This window comes from Xanthomonas sp. CFBP 8152, assembly GCF_014199025.1.
GTDB lineage: Bacteria > Pseudomonadota > Gammaproteobacteria > Xanthomonadales > Xanthomonadaceae > Xanthomonas > Xanthomonas arboricola_B.
Genome location: NZ_JACHNO010000001.1, coordinates 366584 through 389953 on the forward strand (window position 1 = coordinate 366584; position 23370 = coordinate 389953).

17 protein-coding genes are annotated in these 23370 nt (G+C 67.0%); 15 read left to right on the forward strand and 2 right to left on the reverse strand.

Annotation, left to right across the window (positions count from 1 at the left end; genetic code table 11):
* Positions 1-440: 440 nt before the first annotated feature.
* The 15 genes from FHT09_RS20395 to FHT09_RS01720 all read left to right on the forward strand — a co-directional run bounded on the left by FHT09_RS20395 (position 441) and on the right by FHT09_RS01720 (position 21367).
* Positions 441-761: a hypothetical protein gene (locus FHT09_RS20395; protein WP_181141291.1), complete on the forward strand. Its 321-nt coding sequence runs from the start codon at positions 441-443 to the stop codon at positions 759-761.
* Positions 762-1252: 491 nt separating this feature from the next.
* Positions 1253-7351, forward strand: coding sequence for an ESPR-type extended signal peptide-containing protein (locus tag FHT09_RS01655; protein WP_104605880.1), 6099 nt, complete (start codon positions 1253-1255; stop codon positions 7349-7351).
* A gap of 221 nt (positions 7352-7572) precedes the next feature.
* The gene (locus FHT09_RS01660; protein WP_104605879.1) at positions 7573-9456 is read left to right on the forward strand and encodes a diffusible signal factor-reguated S8 family serine peptidase; all 1884 of its coding nucleotides are present in this window, start codon (positions 7573-7575) and stop codon (positions 9454-9456) included.
* Positions 9457-9585: 129 nt separating this feature from the next.
* The gene (gene gspE, locus FHT09_RS01665; protein WP_181141290.1) at positions 9586-11313 is read left to right on the forward strand and encodes a type II secretion system ATPase GspE; all 1728 of its coding nucleotides are present in this window, start codon (positions 9586-9588) and stop codon (positions 11311-11313) included.
* 175 nt (positions 11314-11488) lie between these two features.
* Positions 11489-12706 carry a type II secretion system F family protein gene (locus FHT09_RS01670; RefSeq protein WP_039510376.1) on the forward strand — a complete coding sequence of 406 codons (1218 nt, stop codon included), beginning with the start codon at positions 11489-11491 and terminating at the stop codon, positions 12704-12706.
* A gap of 123 nt (positions 12707-12829) precedes the next feature.
* A complete protein-coding gene (gene gspG, locus FHT09_RS01675; RefSeq protein ID WP_104536305.1) occupies positions 12830-13261 on the forward strand; it encodes a type II secretion system major pseudopilin GspG in 432 nt (143 codons plus the stop codon).
* Between the two features lie 10 nt (positions 13262-13271).
* A complete protein-coding gene (locus FHT09_RS01680; protein WP_046344332.1) occupies positions 13272-13781 on the forward strand; it encodes a GspH/FimT family pseudopilin in 510 nt (169 codons plus the stop codon).
* Positions 13778-14194 carry a prepilin-type N-terminal cleavage/methylation domain-containing protein gene (locus FHT09_RS01685; RefSeq protein ID WP_046344331.1) on the forward strand — a complete coding sequence of 139 codons (417 nt, stop codon included), beginning with the start codon at positions 13778-13780 and terminating at the stop codon, positions 14192-14194. Before FHT09_RS01680 ends, FHT09_RS01685 begins: the two co-directional genes overlap by 4 nt.
* A complete protein-coding gene (locus FHT09_RS01690; protein WP_104536304.1) occupies positions 14191-14826 on the forward strand; it encodes a type II secretion system protein J in 636 nt (211 codons plus the stop codon). The genes FHT09_RS01685 and FHT09_RS01690 overlap by 4 nt, the downstream gene beginning before the upstream one ends.
* A complete protein-coding gene (locus FHT09_RS01695) occupies positions 14823-15674 on the forward strand; it encodes a type II secretion system protein GspK (RefSeq protein ID WP_104605877.1) in 852 nt (283 codons plus the stop codon). Before FHT09_RS01690 ends, FHT09_RS01695 begins: the two co-directional genes overlap by 4 nt.
* Positions 15671-16792 (forward strand): PilN domain-containing protein, encoded by a 1122-nt coding sequence (locus FHT09_RS01700; protein ID WP_104536303.1) that lies wholly within the window; start codon positions 15671-15673, stop codon positions 16790-16792. The genes FHT09_RS01695 and FHT09_RS01700 overlap by 4 nt, the downstream gene beginning before the upstream one ends.
* A complete protein-coding gene (gene gspM, locus FHT09_RS01705) occupies positions 16776-17429 on the forward strand; it encodes a type II secretion system protein GspM (RefSeq protein WP_104605876.1) in 654 nt (217 codons plus the stop codon). The genes FHT09_RS01700 and gspM overlap by 17 nt, the downstream gene beginning before the upstream one ends.
* Positions 17419-18210, forward strand: a complete 792-nt coding sequence (gene xpsN, locus FHT09_RS01710) for a type II secretion system protein XpsN (RefSeq protein WP_104605875.1) — start codon at positions 17419-17421, stop codon at positions 18208-18210. Before gspM ends, xpsN begins: the two co-directional genes overlap by 11 nt.
* Positions 18207-20531 carry a type II secretion system secretin GspD gene (gene gspD, locus FHT09_RS01715; RefSeq protein WP_104605874.1) on the forward strand — a complete coding sequence of 775 codons (2325 nt, stop codon included), beginning with the start codon at positions 18207-18209 and terminating at the stop codon, positions 20529-20531. Before xpsN ends, gspD begins: the two co-directional genes overlap by 4 nt.
* Positions 20528-21367 (forward strand): glycosyltransferase, encoded by an 840-nt coding sequence (locus tag FHT09_RS01720; protein WP_104605873.1) that lies wholly within the window; start codon positions 20528-20530, stop codon positions 21365-21367. The genes gspD and FHT09_RS01720 overlap by 4 nt, the downstream gene beginning before the upstream one ends.
* A gap of 488 nt (positions 21368-21855) precedes the next feature.
* Here FHT09_RS01720 and FHT09_RS01725 read toward each other — a convergent pair whose 3' ends face one another.
* Together FHT09_RS01725 and pnuC are read right to left on the reverse strand one after the other, a co-directional pair.
* Positions 21856-22584, reverse strand: coding sequence for a UTRA domain-containing protein (locus FHT09_RS01725; RefSeq protein WP_184416827.1), 729 nt, complete (start codon positions 22582-22584; stop codon positions 21856-21858).
* Between the two features lie 105 nt (positions 22585-22689).
* Positions 22690-23265 (reverse strand): nicotinamide riboside transporter PnuC, encoded by a 576-nt coding sequence (gene pnuC, locus FHT09_RS01730; RefSeq protein ID WP_104607609.1) that lies wholly within the window; start codon positions 23263-23265, stop codon positions 22690-22692.
* Between the last annotated feature and the right edge of the window lie 105 nt (positions 23266-23370).

A 23370-nucleotide genomic window follows, 5' to 3' on the forward strand; every position in this document is an offset into this window, starting at 1 on the left:
GCACGGCCGCGGCTGGGTCGACAGCACCAGATAGGCTCTCACGGAGCCAGGCTTGCCTGCGACAGTTGCCGATAGCAGCGACGTCCCTTGCACGAAGCGTGCGCATCGGCAGGACATTCGGGGAATACTGCGTTCAAGCATGGTCAGCGGCCGTTGAGAGACTTTTCGCTCTCACTTTGCAGGCGTTGCGGATGAGGCCTATACCTGCGATCGCATCGGCGTTGCTGCGATGAAATGCATTTAGTGAAGTCGACCCATGGTTTACTTCAAGTAACCATCGGAAAACTACTGGGCATTTAGTCCAAGCGCCTGCTGATGCGGCCTGTGTAGCGTCGATCTTAATCGGATTTTGATTTTCAACTAAATCGAGGCCGCCAGCGGCAACGCCTGCGACCGATGCCGATGCACCGGCGTTTGCAGATGGTCAGGGTGTGCTGGCAATGGGCAGTGCGAGCAATGCCCTGGGCGATGGAACCAATGCATTTGGCGGCGGAAGCCTGGCATTGGAGCGCGGCGCGGCCGCGATCGAATGCAATGCGTCGGCCGCAGGGGAATCGGCAACCGCCATCGGCGCTGGACGCGGGTTGGCGCAGCGACGGGGGCAGGGGTTGTCGACGTGCACCGGCAAGGGCCGCGGCGGTCCGGCCACACGCCGCATCGTCAATGTCGGCAGCGGCGCGATCGCCGGTGCCAATGGCGCGCCGGTGATCCGACACACGGCAGCGCGAGGCGATGCGGACGTCGGTTTTCTGGCGCAGTGATGCGGGTAGATCGGTCCCGTCGCCGACCGTGCTGGTCCGAGGCGTGGGCGCGGCGAGCGCTGGTCCGATTTCTGGCCTGTTTCGCGCACGGTTTTGCGCAAGCAGGCTTGCCGGCGTCCTGCCGGCGGGCTTTCATGTCCGCAGCGGACATGCGTATTCAGCTTGGAAATGTCTTGCGAGACATGATCTAGATCGCTGTTTTCCAAAGAATTATCAAAAAACGAACAAAAGCAGGTCGAAGTGTGATGGCGCGCACGCTTGGTTGCGCTTTCTGTCAAAAACTTGACGCCCAATTTGACGGCTGTTAACACTTTGCTCAGTTCTATGGTTGGGTAGCGTTCACTTTTTGACTACCCGGGGTGCCGCTTCCCGCGCACCGCCATTTGGCCCATGGCGCCAATCACCACGGGGGATCGCAGCGGCGAAAAGGCCTCGCGATGGTGTGGGTGTTCGTCAAAAAACCAGTCCCAACATTCAGGAGCAGTGCGTCGATGAATCGGATTTATCGCAAGGTCTGGAACAAATCGTTAGGCGTGTGGGCCGTGGCATCGGAGTTGGCCAGCGGCGACAGCCCGGGCGCAGTGAGCACCGCCGCATTCATCGACCGCCGCCAGAGCCGTTGCCTGGTTGCCGCGATCGCCCTGGCGCTGGGTAGCGCCGGCATCGCAATCCCCCTTTCTGCAATGGCGCAATCAGTGGAAGTCGGCCGCGGCGCGTCGGCATCTGCCGCCAACGCTACCGCCATCGGCGGCGGCAGTCGCGCCAGCGCGACCGGCGCGCTCGCCACCGGTGCCGACAGCAGCGCCAGCGGCGTCAACAGCAGCGCGATCGGACGCCAGACCAATGCGATCGGCGAGAACGCGGTGGCCATCGGCTACAACAGCTTCGTACGCCAGAGCGGCGAAAACGGCGTGGCGCTGGGTGCCAACGCCGGCGTGACAGGTGCCAACTCGGTGGCGCTGGGCGCAGGCTCGCGCACCCACGAAGACGATGTGGTTTCGGTCGGCAGCGGCAATGGCCGCGGCGGCCCGGCCACGCGTCGCATCACCAACGTCAGCGCCGGCATCAACGCCACCGACGCGGTCAACGTGGCGCAGTTGCGCGACGTGGCCGATGTGGCCGAAGACACGGCCACGTTCTTCAAGGCGACCCCTGGCGAAGACAGCGTCGGTGCCTATGTCGAAGGCGATAGCGCGCTGGCTGCCGGCGATGCCGCCAATGCGGTGGGCACGGCGACCACGGCGCTGGGAACCGGTGCCAATGCGGTGGCCGACAATGCCACTGCGGTCGGCGCCAATGCGCTCGCCTCCGGGCAGAACAGCGCGGCATTCGGCCACAACGCGCAGGCCAACGGCCCCGGCAGCGTGGCCGTTGGCGGTGCTGCAGTGGACGAAGACGGCGAGCCGTTGATCACCAGTGGCGGCGTGCCCGTCACCACCGGCGCCACCAGCGCCGGCGTCGGCGGGACCGCAGTCGGCGCCAGCGCCAATGCCGATGGATTTGCCGCCTCGTCGTTCGGCGTCGGTGCGTATGCGGCCGGTGCGCAGTCTTCCGCGTTCGGTGCGGTCGCCAATGCGGCAGGCGATTACGCCACCGCCGTGGGCACGCAGACCAGTGCCAGCGGTACCAGCAGCACCGCTGTCGGTGGTCCGGTCGATTTCATTCCCGGTCTGGGTTTCTTCGTGCAGACCCAGGCCAGCGGCGAAGCCTCCACCGCGCTCGGCGCCGGTGCGATCGCATCGGGCACCTACACCACGGCAGTGGGAACGCTCAGCGAAGCCTCCGGCACCGAAGCCACCGCGGTGGGTTATTTCGCCTATGCGCCTGGCCAAGGTGCCACGGCAGTCGGCCCGGAATCCTGGGCCAGCGGTGAGCTGAGCACGGCGCTGGGTTACTACAGCACCGCACGCGGCGCCAACTCGGTTGCGTTGGGCGCCAACTCGGTGGCCGCGCGTGCCAACACCGTGTCGGTGGGTGCGGCGGGCGACGAGCGTCAGATCACCAACGTCGCCGCCGGTACCGAAGGCAGCGATGCGGTCAATCTCGATCAGCTCACCGCAGTGTCCGACGTTGCTTCCACCACCGCGCGCACGTTCGTGGCCACCGGCGATGGCACCGCGATTGCGGAGGGCATCGACAGCGTTGCGGCCGGTTCCAATGCATCGGCTTATGAGGATTACAGCACGGCGCTGGGTTCGAGCAGCGTGGCGTCAGCGGTCAACACCACTGCGGTTGGCAGCGGTGCGGTTGCCAATGTCAACAATGCCACCGCGCTCGGCTTCAACAGCATTGCCAGCGACCGCTATGCCACCGCCGTGGGTGCCGACAGCACGGCATCGGGCTTCTATGGCACTGCAGTGGGCGGCACCAGCGTGGCCAATGGCCGTGGCGGTACCGCAATCGGTTTCGAAAGCATCGCCAATGGTCTCGAATCCACTGCGCTGGGCTTTGCCAGCGTGGCCTGGGGCGATACCAGCACCGCCGTGGGTGCGGAAAGCACGGCCTACGGCGCGCGCAGCGTCGCGGTAGGCATCACCTCGGCCGCCAGCGGCAGCGTCTCGGTGGCCATCGGCGATAACGCCTATGCCGGCGGTGGGCGTGCGATCGCCATCGGCTCGCAAGCAGTCGGCTATGGCGATCGCAGCATCGCACTGGGCGCCGAGGCCTTCGTCGAAGGCGCCGACAGCATCGCGATCGGCGACGGCGCGCGCATTTCGGTCGACAACAGCGTTGCGCTCGGCGTCGGTGCAGTTGCCGACCGCGCCAACACGGTGTCGGTGGGCACGGTCGGCGGCGAGCGCCAGATCACCAATGTCGCCGCCGGTACCGAGGGCACCGATGCGGTGAACCTGGACCAGCTCAATGCAGTCGGCGAAACCGCACAAACCACTGCGCGTCTGTTTGCCGGCACCGGCACCGGCACGGCCGACGCGCAGGGCGAGGACGCCACCGCGGCCGGCTCCAACGCCACTGCGGACGGCGATTACAGCAGCGCGTTCGGTTCCAGCAGCCAGGCCACCGCAATCGGCACCGTCGCCCTCGGCAGCGGTGCCAGCGCCACCGCGCAGTACGCCACTGCGGCCGGTTACAACGCCGCTGCCAGCGGCTACGGCAGCATTGCCAACGGCGCCTTCAGTCAGGCCAGCGGAGATTACGCCGTGGCCGTGGGTGGCGAGAGCGAAGCCGCCGGCGCGCAAAGCACCGCACTGGGTGCGGCGGCAGGTGCCTATGGCGATGGTTCCCTGGCCGCCGGCACGTTGAGCGTGGCCGATGGCAGCGAAACCACCGCGGTGGGCTATTTCGCCAGCGCCAGTGGCGAGTCGGCCACTGCAGTCGGCGCAGAAAGCGTGGCCGATGGCACCAGCGCGGCCGCGTTCGGCTTCGGTGCCGAGGCCACCTCCAACTACTCCACCGCCTTGGGCGGCTATTCCAGTGCGACCGGCTTCAACAGCACCGCGCTGGGCAATTTCAGCACCGCCAGCGGCTCCAATACCGTGGCCGTGGGTGGCGATGCCACCGCAACCGGCGACTACAGCGTTGCCGCCGGCCAGGGCAGCGTGGCCAGCGGCTACAACAGCGTGTCGGTGGGTGGCGCCCTGCTCGGCCTGTTGCCGACCGAAGCCTCCGGCGACTTCTCCACCGCGCTCGGCGGCGCGGCATGGGCACCGGGCCTCAACAGCACCGCGCTCGGCAACTTTGCCGAATCCACCGGCGAAAGCAGCGTGGCCCTGGGCGCCGATTCGGTGGCCGATCGCAACTTTGCGGTTTCGGTAGGCAGTGCCGGCAACGAGCGTCAGATCACCAACGTGGCCGCCGGTATCCAAGGCACCGATGCGGTGAATCTGGACCAGCTCAACGCCGTTGCCGAAACCGCGCAATCCACCAGCAAGTACTTCCAGGCCAGCGGCAGCGATGACAGCGATGCCGGCGCCTACGTCGAGGGCGACAACGCCCTGGCCGCAGGCGAGGGCGCCAATGCCACCGGTACCGGCGCCACGGCGTTGGGTGCCGGTGCGCAGGCGGTGGTCGATAACGCAACGGCGGTTGGCGTGAGTGCGCTGGCCAGCGGAATCGGCGCAGCGGCAGTGGGCAACAATGCCCAGGCCACCGGCGAGAACAGCAGCGCCGTCGGCAGCGATGCCCTGGCCAGCGATGTCGGCGCCACCGCGAACGGTGCCGGCGCGCAGGCGATTTCGACCTATGCGACCGCGCTCGGCAGCGAAGCGGTGGCGTCGGACAATCAGGCCACGGCGGCAGGTTTCCGCAGTACCGCTTCCAATGTCGGCAGCGCAGCCTTCGGTGGCTACAGCGAATCCAGCGGCAGGCTGTCGTCGGCGCTGGGCTATGGCGCGGTTGCGTCCAGCGACTACAGCACCGCCGTGGGTGCCGCCGCACTGGCCTCCGGCGCAAGTGCAGTGGCCGTCGGCGAATTCAGCGAGGCCACCGGCGCAGAAAGCGTGGCCGTCGGCGGCAGCACGTTCTTCGGCTTCATCCCGGCGCGTGCCTCCGGCACCGGTGCTGCTGCATTCGGTGCGGGTGCGTGGGCCACGGCCGACTACACCACCGCAATCGGCTGGAACTCGTATGCCGACGGCGTCAATGCCACCGCGCTCGGTCAGAGCGCGGCGGCACTTACCGACAACACGCTGGCCCTGGGTGGCGGCAGCCGCGCCGATGCAGTCGGTGCCAGCGTCGTCGGTGTGGATGCATCGGCGAGCGGCATCAACAGCACCGGTGTCGGTCGTCAGGTTAACGCGATCGGCGAGAACGCGGTATCGGTGGGCTACAACTCGTTCGTGCGTCAGAGCGCGGTCAATGGTGTGGCCCTGGGCGCCAATGCCGGCGCGACCGGTGCCGACTCGGTGGCGCTGGGCTCGGGTTCGCGTACCTACGAAGCCGACACGGTGTCGATCGGCAGCGGCAATGGCCGCGGCGGCCCGGCCACGCGGCGCATCGTCAATGTCAGCGACGGCCAGGCGGCGACCGATGCAGTCAACAAGGGCCAGCTGGATGCCCTGGCCGCCGATGTGCAGACCACCAACGGCATGGTGCAAACCACCGGTGAAGGGGTGGCCAGCGCAACCGGTGATCGCGCCACTGCGGCGGGCGCCGGCGCAACCGCCAGCGGCGCACGCAGCGTGGCGATCGCCTCCGGCAGCCGCGCCTCGGCCACCGGCGCCAGCGCCCTGGGTGTGGACAGCAGCGCCAGCGGCGTGAACAGCACCGCGATGGGCCGGCAGACCAATGCCATCGGCGAAAACGGCGTGGCGCTGGGCTACAACTCCTTCGTGCGCCAGAGCGGTGCCAACGCGGTGGCGCTGGGTGCCAATGCCGGTGCCAGTGGTGCCGACTCGGTGGCGTTGGGCTCGGGCTCGCGTACCTATGACGCCAACGTGGTCTCGGTCGGTAGCGGCGACGGCCGCGGCGGCCCGGCCACGCGTCGCATCGTCAATGTCGGCAGTGGTGCGATTGCCAGTGCCAGTACCGATGCGATCAACGGCGGCCAGCTGTTCCAGTCGTTGAGCAATGCCGCCAGCTTCCTCGGCGGTGGCGCGGCGATCGGTGCGCAAGGCGTGTTCGTCGCGCCGACCTACGTGATCCAGGGCGCCAGCTACAACAACGTCGGTGCGGCATTGACCGCGTTGGACAGCAAGGTCACCGAGCTGGATGCACGCGGTGGTGCCGCAACCGCCAGCACGGCGGCACGTACGGTGTCGCTGCGCACTGCAGCGGTACCTGCGGTTGCCACGAGCGCAGTGAGCGCATCGAGCAACGCCGTTGCCGACACCGGCGCAAGCGTGCAGGGCACGCCGACCGCCGCAGTGGTCGGCAGCATCACCCCGGCCGCAAGCTCCACTGCCGTGGGCACCGCCGCAGTGGCCAACCACGTGACCGGCACTGCGATCGGCGGCAGCGCGTATGCGCATGGCCCCAACGACACTGCGATCGGCAGCAACGCACGCGTCGATGCCGATGGCAGCACCGCAGTTGGCGCCAATACGCAGATCGCCGCAGTGGCGACCAATGCGGTGGCGATGGGCGAAGGCGCGCAGGTCAGTGCGGCCTCCGGCACGGCGATCGGCCAGGGCGCACGTACCAGTGCGCAAGGTGCGGTCGCCCTGGGTCAGGGCTCGGTCGCCGATCGTGCCAACACGGTGTCGGTGGGCAGCGTCGGTGGCGAGCGTCAGGTGGCCAATGTGGCCGCCGGCACGCGTGCCACCGATGCGGTCAACAAGGGCCAGCTGGACAACGGCGTTGCCGCGGCCAACAGCTATACCGACAGCCGCTACAACGCGATGGCCGACAGTTTCGAGACCTACCAGGGCGACATCGAAGAGCGTCTACGCCGGCAGAACCGTCGCCTGGATCGTCAGGGTGCGATGAGCTCGGCGATGTTGAACATGGCCGCCAGCGTCGGTGGCATCGCCACGCAGAACCGCGTCGGTGCCGGCGTTGGTTTCCAGAACGGCGAATCGGCGTTGTCGGTGGGCTACCAGCGTGCGATCAGCCCGCGCGCCACCCTGACGGTGGGCGGCGCGCTCAGCGGCGACGACAGTTCGATCGGTGTGGGTGCCGGCTTCGGCTGGTAATGCGCTGCTGCATGACACGCGGCGGCGCCACCGTGCGCCGCCGCGCCAGAGCAAGGCCTGAGGGGGCGGGCAAGGACCGTGGCTGGGCCGGCCAACGGATTCGATGGAGTGATGGCCTTACCAGGAGTGGCTGATCGAACGCAGCGCGCTGCATTGCAGTTGCGCAGCAGTTCGGAAGCCGCTCCCAGCTGATCGACGAAAAACACGAAGAGGATTTCACCGTGATCGACAAGAATTTCCGTCTCTCCCCGCTGACCGGCGCCATCTTGATGATGGCCCTGGGTGCATCGGGCACGCTCGCTGCTGCCCCGAAACTGCTGGTCAAGGAACCGACCCAGGCAGCATCGGCCGGCGCTACGTTCAGTAGCCGCCTGATCGTGCGCTACAACGACAACACGGCTGCTGCGACCGATCGCGCCAGCAAGCTGAGCGCGGTGCAGGCCGCAGTCGGCCGTGTCGGTGCCAGCACCGGCGCACGTAGCAGCGCAGCCGCCGCCAAGGCGACGTATGTGCGCAAGCTCGGCATCGGCTCGGACCTGATCAAGCTGTCCAGCACGCTGACTACCGCACAGGTGGACAAGGTGGTGGTCGAGCTCAAGAACGACCCGTCCGTGGCCGACGTGCAGATCGATCGCATGCTGCGCCCGGTCGACATCAAGAAGAGCGTCGCCGCCACCGACGTGACCCCGCAACTGGTCCCCAATGACCCGCTGTACGCGCAGTACCAGTGGCATCTGAGCAACCCCAACGGCGGCATCAATGCGCCGGCCGCTTGGGATCTGTCGCAGGGCGCGGGCGTGGTGGTGGCAGTGCTGGATACCGGCATCCTGCCGGGCCATCCCGACTTTGCCGGCAACCTGCTGCAGGGTTACGACTTCATCACCGATGCCGAAGTCTCGCGTCGTCCCACCGATGCCCGCGTGCCGGGCGCGCTGGATTACGGCGACTGGGAAGAGGCCGACAACGTCTGCTATGACGGCTCGGTGGCACAGGAGAGCTCCTGGCACGGCACCCACGTCTCGGGCACCGTGGCCGAGGCGACCAATAACGGCGTGGGCATGGCTGGCGTGGCGCCGAAGGCGACCATCCTGCCGGTGCGCGTGCTCGGCCGTTGCGGCGGCTACACCTCCGACATCGCCGATGCGATCGTCTGGGCCTCCGGCGGCACGGTCGCTGGCGTGCCGGCCAATACCAACCCGGCCGAGGTGATCAACATGAGCCTGGGCGGCGGCGAGCCCTGCGATTCGGCCACCCAGCTGGCGATCAACGGCGCGGTCGCGCGCGGCACCACGGTGGTGGTGGCGGCCGGCAACAGCGGCGAAGATGCGGCCAACCATTCGCCCGCCAGCTGCAACAACACCATCACCGTGGGTGCCACGCGCATCACCGGCGGCATCACCTACTACTCCAACTACGGCAGCAAGGTCGACCTGTCCGGCCCGGGCGGCGGCGGCAGCGTGGACGGCAACCCGGGCGGTTACATCTGGCAGGCCGGCTACACCGGTGCGACCACGCCGACTTCGGGAACCTATACCTATATGGGCTTGGGTGGCACCTCGATGGCATCGCCGCACGTGGCCGGTGTCGTCGCCCTGGTGCAGAGCGCGGCGATCGGTCTTGGCGATGGCCCGCTGACCCCGGCCGCAGTGGAAGCTCTGCTCAAGCAGACTAGCCGCCGCTTCCCGGTGACGCCGCCGGCCAGCACCCCGATCGGCAGCGGCATCGTCGATGCCAAGGCCGCGCTGGAAGCGGTGCTGGTGGAGCCGTGCGATCCGGCCACCCAGAGCTGCGCGCCGACCGCGATCGCCTTGACCAACAAGGCTCCGCTGACCGGCCTGAGCGGTGCCGGTGGCAGCTCCACGCTGTACAGTTTCCAGGCCAAGGCCGGTGCCGTGCTCAGCTTCATGACCTACGGCGGCACCGGCGATGTGTCGGTGTATGTCAGCTATGAAGCCGAACCCGGCGCGACCAGTTACGACGCCAAGTCGACCCGCCCGGGTAACAGCGAAACCGTGCGTTTCACCGCCCCCAAGGCAGGCACCTACTACATCAAGTTGGTGGGCGCTGCCGACTACGCGAAGCTGACGCTCGTCGCACGACAGTAAGCCGTCCCATAGTGTGACCGATGCCCCCGGCCAATCACCGGGGGCATCGTTTTTCAGGACGATTCAGATGCGTGCGGTTGATCGTCGCGGCAAACTGCTACAGTCGGCGCCGGACCAGTGGAGACGAGTGTGAACGCGGTTGCCGTCGATCCAATTGAGCATCGCAGTGCGGAGACACGCATCGTCGAAGCGCTGCTTGAACGCCGTCGTCTGAAAGACACCGATCTGCTGCGCGCGCGCCAGTTGCAGACCGAATCCGGTATGGGCCTGCTGGCCTTGCTGGGCCGTCTGGGCCTGGTATCCGAACGCGATCATGCGGAGACCTGCGCCGATGTGCTGGGTCTGCCGCTGGTGGATGCACGCCAGCTCGGCGATACCCCACCGGAAATGCTGCCGGAAGTGCAGGGACTGTCGCTGCGCTTCCTCAAACAATTTCATCTATGCCCGGTCGGCGAACGCGATGGCCGGCTTGAGTTGTGGATCGCCGATCCCTACGACGATTACGCGATCGATGCGGTGCGGCTTGCGACCGGCTGCCCGCTGTTTCTGCAGGTCGGTCTGCGCTCGGAAATCGACGATCTGATCGAACGCTGGTACGGCCAGGGCCGTAGCGCGATGGGCACCATCGTGGAAACCGCCGATGGCGATGCCAACAGCAGCGACGATATCGAAGCGCTGCGCGACCTGGCGTCCGAAGCGCCGGTGATCCGGCTGGTGAATCTGGTGATCCAGCACGCGGTGGAACTGCGCGCATCGGACATCCATATCGAACCGTTCGAAAGCCGGCTCAAGGTGCGTTACCGCGTGGACGGCGTGCTGGTGGAAGGCGAAAGCCCGCCGGCCAAGCTCACCGCTGCGGTGATCAGCCGCATCAAGATCATGGCCAAGCTCAACATCGCCGAACGCCGGCTGCCGCAGGACGGCCGCATCATGCTGCGCGTGCAGGGCAAGGAGCTGGATCTGCGTGTCAGCACCGTGCCCACCGCGCACGGCGAGAGCGTGGTGATGCGCCTGCTCGATCGCGAAACGGTGGTGTTCGACTTCTACAAGCTCGGCTTCACCGAAGAGTTTCTGCCGCAGTTTCGCAAGGTGCTGGAGCAACCGCACGGCATCATGCTGGTGACCGGCCCGACCGGTTCGGGCAAGACCACCACGCTGTACACCGCGTTGAGCCAGCTCAACACCTCGGACGTGAAAATCATCACTGTCGAAGACCCGGTGGAATACCAGATCGAAGGCATCAACCAGATCCAGGCCAAGCCGCAGATCGGGCTGGATTTTGCCAACGCGTTGCGCAGCATCGTGCGTCAGGATCCGGACATCATCATGATCGGCGAAATGCGCGATCTGGAAACCGCGCGCATCGCGATCCAGTCCGCGCTCACCGGCCATCTGGTGCTGTCCACGCTGCACACCAACAACGCGGCCGGCGGCATCACCCGTCTGCTCGACATGGGCGTGGAAGACTATCTGCTCACCTCCACCATCAACGGCATTCTGGCGCAGCGCCTGGTGCGCAAGCTCGACCTGGCCAACGCCGAGCGCTACCTGGCATCGCCGGAAGAGGTCGAACGCTTCAACCTGCGCCGGCTGCAACCGGACGGCGAGATCTATCTGTACCGCCCGCGCGCGTCGGCCGCTGCGCCGACCGGTTATCTTGGCCGCACCACCATCGTCGAATTCCTGGTGATGAACGACGAGTTGCGGCGCGCGGTGATGCGCCGCGCCGGCATGGGCGAGATCGAACAACTGGCCCGCAAGGCCGGCATGCGCACCATGTACGAGGACGGCCTGTCCAAGGCCTTGCGCGGCGAAACCACCATCGAAGAAGTGCTGCGCGTTACGGAGGATGCGTGAGAGTCAACGGAGCCACAGCGAGCATCGGATGCTCAGGATCGGAAGATAAGCAGAGCAAGGTCCCGGCAATGCGCCGCGCACGCGCACGGCTGCGCCCAGTCGCGCCAACGCAGCGCGGCATCGCACTTTTACCGATTCCCGATTCCCGATTCCCCAACCCCGGCCTTCCCGCCTGATGCCCCTGTACCGCTACAAAGCGCTCGACGCCCATGGCGAAATGCTAGATGGCCAGATGGAAGCGGCCAGCGACGCGGACGTCGCGCTGCGCCTGCAGGAGCAGGGCCACCTGCCGGTAGAAACGCGCCTGGCGACCGGCGAGAACGATTCGCCGTCGCTGCGCATGCTGTTGCGCAAGAAGCCGTTCGACAACGCCGCGTTGGTGCAGTTCACCCAGCAGTTGTCCACGCTGATCGGTGCCGGCCAGCCGCTGGATCGCGCGTTGTCGATCCTGATGGATCTGCCCGAAGACGACAAAAGCCGGCGCGTGATCGGCGATGTACGCGACACCGTGCGTGGCGGCGCGCCGCTGTCCTCGGCGCTGGAGCGCCAGCACGGGCTGTTTTCCAAGCTCTACATCAACATGGTGCGCGCGGGCGAAGCCGGCGGCAGCATGCAGGACACGCTGCAGCGCCTGGCCGATTATCTGGAGCGCAGCCGCGCACTGCGCGGCAAGGTGATCAACGCATTGATCTATCCGGCGATCCTGCTGGCGGTGGTCGGCTGCGCGTTGCTGTTCCTGCTTGGCTATGTGGTGCCGCAGTTCGCGCAGATGTACGAAAGCCTGGATGTGGCCTTGCCGTGGTTCACCCAGGCGGTATTGAGCGTGGGACTGCTGGTGCGCGACTGGTGGCTGGTGCTGATCGTGGTGCCGGGCGTGCTGGGGCTGTGGCTGGATCGCAAACGCCGCAATGCCGCGTTCCGTGCCGCGCTGGACGAGTGGTTGCTGCGGCAGAAAGTGGTCGGCAGCCTGATCGCGCGTCTGGAAACCGCACGGCTGACGCGCACCCTGGGCACCTTGCTGCGCAACGGCGTGCCGTTGCTGGCGGCGATCGGCATTGCGCGCAATGTGATGTCCAACCTGGCGCTGGTCGAGGATGTCGACGCCGCGGCCGACGACGTCAAGAACGGCCATGGCCTGGCGATGTCGCTGGCACGCGGCAAGCGCTTCCCGCGGCTGGCCCTGCAGATGATCCAGGTCGGCGAAGAATCGGGCGCCCTGGACACGATGCTGCTCAAGACTGCCGACACCTTCGAGCTCGAAACCGCGCAGGCCATCGACCGCGCGCTGGCCGCGCTGGTGCCGTTGATCACGCTGGTGCTGGCCTCGGTGGTGGGGCTTGTCATCATTTCCGTGCTGGTACCGCTGTATGACCTGACCAATGCCATCGGATAACGTGGCGTCGGATTCTCAACAACTTCCCGGCGACCGCGCGACATGCGTGCGGGAACCATTGCAACGCCCGCCGTGTCATCTTCTGGCGGCAGCAACCTTCATCGACGTGCAAGGAAATCGTTCATGATCAAGCGCTCCATCACCCGTAGTCCATCGCGTGCAGGCCAGGCCGGCATGAGCCTGCTGGAAATCATCATCGTCATCGTGCTGATCGGCGCGGTGCTCACCCTGGTCGGTAGCCGGGTGCTCGGTGGTGCCGATCGCGGCAAGGCCAATCTGGCCAAGTCGCAGATCCAGACCCTGGCCGGCAAGATCGAGAATTTCCAGCTCGACACCGGAAAGTTGCCGAGCAAGCTCGATGATCTGGTGACCCAGCCGGGCGGCAGCAGCGGCTGGCTCGGCCCGTACGCCAAGCCGGTCGAATTGAACGACCCGTGGGGTCACACCATCGAATACCGCGTGCCCGGCGATGGCCAGCCGTTCGATCTGATCAGCCTGGGCAAGGACGGCCGCCCCGGCGGCAGCAGTTACGACGCGGACATCAAGTACCAATAAGCCGTTCGTCATGCGCGTTGCGTGTCAGCCGTTGCGTCATCCGCATGGAGTGGTCGGCCCTGGTCGTACACGCACGCGTGGCAGTTCGTTGCTGGAGATGTTGCTGGTGATCGCCCTGATCGCGATGGCCGGCGTATTGGCCGCCGCAGCGCTCAACGGCGGGATCGACGGCATGCGCCTGCGCACTGCAGGCAAGGCGATCGCCTCGCAGCTGCGCTATACGCGTACCCAGGCGATTGCCACCGGCACGCCGCAGCGCTTTCTGATCGACCCGCAGCAGCGCCGCTGGGAAGCGCCCGGCGGCCATCACGGCGATCTGCCGTCGTCGCTGGAAGTGCGCTTCACCGGCGCGCGGCAGGTGCAGTCGCGGCAGGATCAGGGCGCCATTCAGTTCTTCCCCGATGGCGCCTCCACCGGCGGGCGCATCGATCTGCGCGTCAAGGACGCGACCTGGCGTGTGGATGTGGGCTGGATCACCGGCGAAGTGCGTTCCGGGCAGTTGCGGACGCCGGCGCCATGAAGCGACAGCGCGGTTACAGCCTGATCGAGGTGATCGTCGCCTTTGCGTTGCTGGCGCTGGCGTTGAGCCTGTTGCTGGGATCGCTGTCCGGTGCCGCGCGTCAGGTGCGCGCGGCCGACGAGAGCACGCGCGCCACCTTGCATGCGCAGTCGTTGCTGGCGGCGCAGGGCATGGACAAGCCGCTGGTGCCCGAGCAGCAGCAAGGCACGTTCGAAGACGGGCATTTCCGCTGGTCGATGGATGTGCGCCCGTACGACGAGCCACGACGCAATCCGCAGGCGCCGGTATCCCCCGGCGCGCACACGTTGCTGCAGCTGACCCTGGTGGTGCGCTGGGGCGAGCAGCCCAATCAGGTGCTGCAGTGGCGCACCTTGCGGCTGGTGGCTGCGGCGCAGCCGGGCAGCGCGCCATGAGTCGCTCGCGCAGTGCCGGTTTCACCTTGATCGAAGTATTGCTGGCGACGATGTTGCTGGTCGGCGGGCTGGCATTGGCATTTGCCACCTTGCGCTCTGCCAGTGCGGTGAGCCAGCGCGGCGAGGCGATCGCCCAGCGCAGCGAGCGCGTGCGTGCGGTGGAAGAATTCCTGCGCCGGCGGCTGGCGGCGGCACTGCCGATCGCGATGGGCATCGACCCGCAAAGCCAGCAGCCGATGCTGTTCATCGGCGAGCCGCAGCGCATGCGTTTTGCCGCCGATGTGCCGGATTACCTTGGCCGCGGCGGGCCGTACCTGCATGACCTGTCGGTGGCCGGCGAAGGCGAACAGCGCACGCTGCGGATCGCGTTGACCATGCTGCAATCGGGCAAGTCGATCGAAGAGGGCGCCACGCTGCCGCCGGAAACACTTGCCGAAGACGTGCAGCAGGTGAGCTTTCGGTATCGCGGCATGGATCCGCAGAGTGGCCGCCTGAGCGCGTGGTTGCCGCAGTGGGAATGGCACGACCGTCTGCCGCTGCTGGTGCGCATCGAGATCCGTAGCGGCGGTGCCGCCTGGCCGCCGCTGGTGGTGGCCTTGCCGCAATCCAGCAACCCGGGAGCGGGGCAATGAGCGCGATGCGCGGTGCCGCGCTGGTATTGGTGCTGTGGCTGATTGCGCTGCTCACCGCGATGATCGGCGCATTCGCGCTGACCGCGCGGGTGGAAGCGCTGCAGGGCAGCATGCTGCGCAACGGCGCGCAGGCGCAGGAGTACGCGCGCTCCGGGCTGGAATACGCATTGTCCCGCCTGCAAAGCACCGACACCCAGGCACGCTGGCTTGCAGACGGCCGGCGCTATCGTTGGCAGATGGACGATGCCACGGTGGAGATCCGCATTACCGACGAAAGCGGCAAGGTGGACTTGAACATGGCCGAGCCCGCGCTGCTGGCCGGCCTGGTACGCGCGGTCGTTGGCGAGCAGGGCCGCGATACCCGCATTGCCGGCGCGATCGTCGACTGGCGCGATGGCGATTCGCTCAGCCAGCCCGGCGGTGGCGCGGAAGATCGCGATTATGCCGATGCCGGATTGCCGTACGGTGCCAAGGACGGCCCGTTCGAAACGCTGGGCGAGTTGCGCCTGGTGCTGGGAATGGATGGCGAGCTGTATCGCAAGCTGTTGCCCAACCTCACCCTGTACAGCGGACGCTCGCGCCCCGAAGCGCGCTTTGCGCCGGGCCCGGTGCTGACCGCGATGGGCCTGGATGCGCGGCAACTGCTGGCCCAGCGTGACGCGCCGCCGGGTTTGCCGGGCAGCGAGGCGACGGTCGGTGGGTCGGACACTTATAGTATCGAGAGCCGGGCGCGACTGAGTCAGGGACGCGAGGCTGTGTTGCGGGCGGTGGTCTCCACCAGTGCGTCCGCATTACCCGGGTCGGCTTATACCGTGTTGCGTTGGGAAGAGGGAGCAGCAGTGCAATGACCGCATGGCGGGACACCTTGGGTCGTATCGGCGTACGCGCCATGCCGGGAGCCGGAGGCTTCTGGCGTTGGTGGCAACAATCGCTGCTGGCCTGGCTGCCGCAGCGCTGGCAATGGCAGTTGGGCCTGTCGCCGTCGCGGCTGTTGTTGCAGCCCGACGGATCTGCGCTGCAGTTGCTGCGTCAGCGCGATCACAGCAGCGAGGCCATCGCCAGCCTGCCGTGGCCGGTGCAGCCGCAGGAAGTCCATGCCTTGCTGCCGACCGCGCTGGAAGGCCTGCCACGGCATTGGCTGCTGCCGGCCGCGCATGCCTTGCGTCGTCCGTTGCGCCTGCCCGCGGCGGCGGCGGCGCGGCTGCAGGATGTGGCGCGCTTCGAGATCGACCGGCAAACCCCGTTCACTGCCGACCAGGTGTACTTCGATGCGCGCGTGCTGGATGTGCGCGAAGACGGCCAGCTCGATGCCGAACTGGTGGTGGTGCCGCGGCGCATGATCGATGGCCCGGCCGGCGTGCCCGACGCATGGGCCAGCGCCCTGTCCGGCATCGATGTCGCCGACGCGCAGGGCCTGCCCTTGGGCGTGAACCTGCTGCCGCCGGCGCGGCGGCTGCGGCGCAGCGACCCGATGCAGCGCTGGAATCTGCTGCTCGCTGCCGCCGCACTGGTGCTGCTGGCCGTGGCCGGCTGGCTGCTGCTGGACAACCGCCGCCAGGCCGCCGACGACTTGCGTGCCAAGGTGCAGGCCAACGCCGCGCGCGCGCGCCAGGTCGCCGCCGAACGCCAGCAATTGCTGGATCTGGTCGAAGGGGCCAACTTCTTCCAGCAGCAGCGCGCCACCCGCCCCACCTCGGTGGAAATCTGGGACGAGCTGAGCCGGCGTCTGCCGGGCGGCACCTATCTGGAAAAATTCTCGGTCGAAGGCGGGCAACTGCAGTTGATCGGTCTGAGCAACGAAGCCTCCTCGCTGGTGCGGCGCCTGGAAGGCTCGCCGCTGTGGCGCACGCCCTCGCTGACCGGCGTGCTGCAGAGCGATGCCGGTCGCAACGTCGACCGCTTCACCATCACCGCCGAACTGGCCGGCCCCGATGCCAAGGAGGCGGCCGATGCCACGCAGCGTTAAGCGCGATCGCTGGATCGCTTTGGGCCTGCTGTTGCTGGTGATCGGCGTGGCCTATCTGGTGCTGGTGCACCCCTGGTTCACCCAGCCGATGATCGCAGTGCAGGACGACCTGCAAGCGCTGCGTGAGCGCGAGCTGCGCGTGCGCGTGCAGCTGCAGCAGGCACCGGAAGTCAGCAAACGGCTACGTCAGGCACGCCAGACGCTGGAAAGCCGCCCGGGCTTCCTGCCGGAAACCTCGGCCGAACTGGCATCGGCCGGCCTGGTGCAGCGGCTGGAACGCGCCGTGGTGGAAGCCAGCCCCGGCAACCGCAGCTGCGCGATCAGCAACCGCTCGCCGCTGCAGCCGGAAAGCAAGGACCGCTTCACCCGCGTCGCGGTGCAGGTGCGCCTGCGCTGCGGCACCCCGGAGCTGGCCTCGGTGTTGTACAGCCTGGAAAACGGCACCCCGCGCCTGTTCGTGGACAACCTCAACGTGATGGCGCAGCGCTACCAACTCTCGCCCAACGAAAGCGGCAACGGCCTGGATATCGCCTTCGAACTGGCCGGCTACCTGCGCCCCGGCGCCAGCGCCGCGCCGTTGAACACCGACGCGGCGCCCACCGCAGCCGACGCCGCGGAGGCCAGCAATGCGCCTTGACATGATCGGACTGCGCACCTGGCTGCTGGCCACCGTGGTCGGCTGGGCACTGCTGGTGTGCGTGCTGGCCGTGGCCGGGCTGGGCAAGCGCGTGGAGCTGCTGCCGGACGACCCGGCACTGGTGCAGCGCCTGCCCACCCTGCCGGCACCGGCACCGGAACGGCTGGGAGCGTTCGAAAAGTATTCGGAGATCGCCGCGCATCCGGCCTTCGCCGAAGACCGCCTGCCGCATCCGTTCTTCCTGTCCGGTAACGAGGGCAGCAGCGCCGCCTCGACGGTGCGCCTGACCGGCGTGCTGCTGACGGACAACTTCAAGATGGCCACGCTGACGCTGGACCCGCAGGATTCGGTGCGGGTGCAGCTGGGCGGCGAGGCGGTCAAGGGCTGGCGCCTGCTCGCCCTGCAGCCGCGCAGCGCAACCATCGAAGGCCCCGGCGGCACGCAGACACTGGAGCTGCACGTGTTCAACGGCCTGGGCGGGCAACCGCCCACCGCCAATGCGGGCGCGCGCGGCGCTGGCGGCGCCATTCCGCCGTTACCGTCGCCCGATGCCGCCGCGGTCGCGCCGGCGCAGCCGCCGCAGACCCAGCCCGCCACGCCGCCACAGCAGCCCGGTGGGCAGGCACCGCCGACGGCGCCGCCGCAGCGTAGCGATGGCGCCCAGGAAGCCCCACGCCCCTCCGATGATCAGATGCGCGCCATCCGCGAACGTATCGAAGCCCGACGCCGCCAGCTGCAACAGCAGCGCCAGAGCGGCTCTACCCCCGGTCAGACCCAATGAGTGAACGCATGACGCAGCGCCTGTTTCCCGTGTCCCTGCTGATCGGCCTGCTGGCCGGTTGCGCCACCACTCCGCCGCCGGACGTGCGCCGAAACGCGCGCCTGGACCCGCAAGTCGGCGCTGCCGGCGCCACCCAGACCGGCGCCGAGCAACGCGCCGAGGGCAACGCCAGCGCCAAGCCCACCCCGGTGATCCGGCGTGGCAGCGGCACCATGATCAACCAGAGCGCGGCGGGCGCGCCGGCACCGACGCTGGGCATGGCCAGCAGCGGCAGCGCCACCTTCAACTTCGAAGGCGAGTCGGTGCAGGCGGTGGTCAAGGCGATCCTGGGCGACATGCTCGGGCAGAACTACGTCATTGCCCCCGGCGTGCAGGGCACCGTGACCCTGGCCACGCCCAATCCGGTCTCGCCGGCGCAGGCCTTGAACCTGCTGGAAATGGTGCTGGGCTGGAACAACGCACGCATGGTGTTCAGCGGTGGCCGCTACAACATCGTGCCGGCCGACCAGGCGCTGGCCGGCACCGTCGCGCCCAGCACCGCATCGCCCTCGGCCGCGCGCGGTTTCGAAGTGCGCGTGGTGCCGTTGAAGTTCATCTCCGCCAGCGAAATGAAGAAGGTGCTCGAGCCCTATGCGCGCCCGAACGCCATCGTCGGCACCGATCCGTCGCGCAACGTGATCACCCTGGGCGGCACCCGCGCCGAGCTGGAAAACTACCTGCGCACCGTGCAGATCTTCGACGTGGACTGGCTGTCGGGCATGTCGGTGGGCGTGTTCCCGATCCAGTCCGGCAAGGCCGAAAAGGTCTCGGCCGATCTGGAAAAGGTGTTCGGCGAGCAGAGCAAGACGCCCAGCGCCGGCATGTTCCGTTTCATGCCGCTGGAAAACGCCAACGCGGTGCTGGTGATCACCCCGCAGCCGCGCTACCTGGACCAGATCCAGCAGTGGCTGGACCGCATCGACAGCGCCGGCGGCGGCGTGCGGCTGTTCTCGTACGAGTTGAAATACATCAAGGCCAAGGACCTGGCCGACCGCCTGTCGGAAGTGTTCGGCGGGCGCGGCAACAACAACGACTCCAACGCATCGCTGGCCCCGGGCTCGGAAACCAGCGTGCTCGGAGGCGCCCTGGGTAACCGCGACAGCAGCATGGGCGGCAGCTCGGGCACCACCGGCGGCAGCATCGGCGAGAGCAGCGATGGCAGCTCCTCCGGCAGCAGCTTCGGCGGCAGCAGTGGCAGTGGCAGCAGCAGCGGCGGACTGGGCAACGGCAGCCTGCAGCTGTCGCCGCGCAGCAACGGCAATGGCGCGGTGACGCTGGAAGTGGAAGGCGACAAGGTCGGCGTGTCGGCAGTAGCCGAAACCAATACCTTGCTGGTGCGCGCCACCCCGCAGTCGTGGAGTTCGATCCGCGACGTCATCGAAAAGCTCGATGTGATGCCGATGCAGGTGCATATCGAAGCGCAGGTGGCCGAGGTGAATTTGACCGGTGCGCTGAGTTACGGCGTTAACTGGTATTTTGAAAATGCAGTAAATGCACCGGCAACCGCGACCGATGGCGGTCTGACCAATGGAACGGGCATCGGTCTGGGAGCTGGTCTTGCAAATGCAGCGGGACGTAACATCTGGGGTGACATCGCCGGGAAAGTCGGTAGTGGAGGGGTTGCTTGGAGTTTTCTAGGGAAAAACGCTGCTGCGATTATCACTGCGCTCGATCAAGTAACTAACGTTCGCCTGCTGCAGACGCCTTCTGTGTTTGTGCGCAACAATGCCGAAGCGACGCTCAATGTCGGTTCGCGTATTGCCATCAATTCGACGTCCATCAATACCGGGCTTGGTAGCGACAGCAGCTTCTCTTCGGTGCAATACATCGACACCGGTGTGATCCTGAAAGTACGGCCACGCGTCACTAAAGACGGCATGGTCTTTCTAGATATCGTGCAGGAGGTCAGTAGTCCAGAGAATCGCCCTGCTGCTTGTCTTTCTGCGACAGCAACAGTCAATGCGGCTGCCTGCAATGTCGATATCAACACGCGTCGCGTCAAGACAGAAGCAGCCGTGCAGAGTGGTGACACCATCATGTTGGCGGGCTTGATCGACGACAGCACAACTGACGGTAGCGACGGTGTGCCATTCCTGAGTAAATTGCCGGTGGTCGGCGCTCTGTTCGGGACAAAGACCAAAGATTCTCGTCGCCGCGAAGTCATCGTGTTGATCACCCCGTCGATCGTGCGCAACCCGCAGGAAGCGCGCAATCTCACCGACGAATACGGTCAGAAGTTCAAGGCCATGGAGCCGCTGAAACCCAGCCAGAAGCCGCAATGAGTGCGGCATTGCCCGTCGTGCTGGTGCCGGTCGGCACCGACGACGAGGCCCTGGATGCCTGCCTGGGCGCACTGGATGCCGCCACGCCCGCCGGCACGCGCGTGTGGCTGGCCGACGACGCGCAGGCCGGCCCGCGTGGCCGCGCGGTGATCGCGCACTGGTTGGCGCGTACGCACCTGCAGGCGCATCACACCCGGCGTCAGCGCATGCTCGGCGAAGTGCCCCATCTGGACGAAATGCTCAGCGGCTGCGGCGATGCCGATGTGGTGGTGCTGGGTGTGGATGCCTGCCCGCTGCCGGGTTGGTTGAATCAGCTCGACGCCTGCTTTGCGCGCGATGCGGCGATCGCCACCGCCACCCCGTGGAGCAATGTGGGCGAAGCCTGCAGCTGGCCACGCCTGGGCGAACTCAATCCGATGCCTGCCGCACCGGAGCGGCTTGCCGCTGCATGTGCAGCGATGCCGCCACTGCATCCGGAACTGCCGTCGGCAATCGGCCACGCGGTGCTGCTGCGCGGCAGCGCGCGGCGCAAGGCCGGCGGCCTGGACGCCAGCAGCTATGGCTCCTGGTATGCGGCACTGGTGGACCTGAGCCTGCGCATGGCTGGCCTGGGCTGGCGCAACGTGCTGTGCGACACCGCCTTTGTCGCCTCGCCGCACGAAGGCCGCCCCGCCGACGGCGACATGGATGCATTGGCCACACGCTGGCCGGCCTGGCACGCACGCCTGGCCAACTTCCTGATGCACGACCCGCTACGTGCGCAGCGCGATCAACTCTCGCAGCTGCTAGCCGATTTACCGCCGCCGGATCCACAACGCAGGCTATTTGACGCGTAGAACAGCTGCTAACGCGGCATGCTCACCGTCAGGCGGGCGCAGCAGGTGTTCGGTGGACTCGTACAGTGCAGTTCTTGAGCGCTGTCCTATGCAACCTGACGACTGCTCGCCGTGCGCTGAGTGAAGTGGCTTTGTCGGCCGTATGTTGGTGGATGCTATCGGACGTCCAGGTCAAACGCCGAGTGGGTCGAGGGCGCGGTGCCCTCAGCGCTCGCGGGACACGCCGTGAACCCGTCCCTGGGGGCTCGGTGGCGGCATCCATGCCGCCACACGGTCCCGCAATCGGCGAGGACACCGCACCAGAGAGTGAGTCGGTTGCTTTGTTGAAAACATGCACACCGACCATCTTGACTGGTCCTTGCCCGCCCACCGTCGCGTAAGAGCTTACAAGGACGTACTTGCAGCGTGTCCTGCGATGGTGGGCGGGCAAGGGCCCCTGCAGCCAGGCCGCAGTGCAGTGACTGACGTGACGTAGTCTTGTTAGCCGCTCAAGAAGCCGACCGCATCGGTGCCTCGGTCCGTACCACCACATCCAGTGCATCGTGGCGCCAGGATTCGATATCCAGCTCCACCGCGCGGTTGTCTTCGGCGAAGCTGATCCGCTGCAGCCGGAAGCAGGGTGTGCCGGTGGTGGACTGCAGCAACAGGGCTTGCGTGGCGTCCAGCCCGGCCGGATGCATCGACAATTGCGCGCGGCTCAGGAACAGCCCGAGTTTCTGGTTGAACACGCTCGACAGCGAGCCGGCCAGGTCGTGCTCCAGCAGGCCCGGTGCCCAGGCGGCCAGCACCACGTTGGTTTCCAGCAGTACCGCGCGGCGGTCGATCCAGCGCCGGCGTTGCAGCACGAAGACCTGCTCGTACGGCGTCTCCAGCCGTAGCGCCGCCGCGTAGGCGGCCCCCGCTGCCTGACGGGTGGCACTCAACAGCTCGGTGCGCGGTCTGCGTCCTTGCGCCGCCACGTACTGCATGAAGCCGGCGATGCTGGTGGGGTCGTAGCGCACGCGCGGCGCGCTGACGAACCAGCCGCGCCGGTTCTCGCGATAGATGCGGCCCTGCGCTTCCAGTTGCTGCAGGGCCTCACGCAAGGTGATGCGGGTGCAGCCGAAGCGTTCGGCAAGCTCGCGCTCCACCGGCAGGCGCTGATCGGGGCCCCATTCGCCGGCGGCGATCTGCGACGAGACGATTTCGGTGATGGCGTGTTGGCGCGACACGCTCATGCGGCGATCCACCGATGACGGAAGCCGCGCATGTGCAAGACAGTGTGATGAAAGAGATGCATGTTGCGATGGTAAAGAAGAACGCGCCCGCAAACCGCAGGCGGCTCAGGCAAGGCCGGCCGGGTTCTGCTGCTGTTGGGTTTTCCAGCTGCGCCATCCATACAGCGCCAGCAGCACGAAGCCTGCATACAGCAGTGCGGTGGGGTACAGCCCCTTGCTGACGAACACGCCCACGTAGACGCAATCGAGCACGATCCACAGTATCCAGTTGGCAATGCGTTTGCGTGCGGCCCAGACGCTGGCGACCAGGCTGAAGCTGGCCAGCGCCGCGTCCAGCCACGGCAGTGCGGCATCGGTACGGTGATGCATGTAGGCACCGAGCGCGGTGGCGAACACGGCGCCGCTGCACAGCGAGATCCACAGCTCCGCCTGCGGCATCGGCAACGGGCGAATGCGTGCGCGCGCGGCCATCCCGCGCTGCCACTGCCACCAGCCGTACAGCTGGGTCAGCACGTAGACGCCTTGCAGCAACATGTCCGAGTACAGCTTCCACTGGTAGAACAGCCAGGCATACAGCGCCACCGCCACGATGCCGACCGGCCAGCACCATCGAATGCGCCGCGCGGTCAGCCAGACACCGAGCAGGTTGATCACGACGGCGATGGATTCGAGCAATGACATGGAAGGTCTGGGGAGGATGTCTGATGGACGATGGATCGGGGGCTGGGACGCAGAACAGTTCAACGCGACCGTGCGAGCAGGCCGAGCGCGTTCACTGCCTGTAGC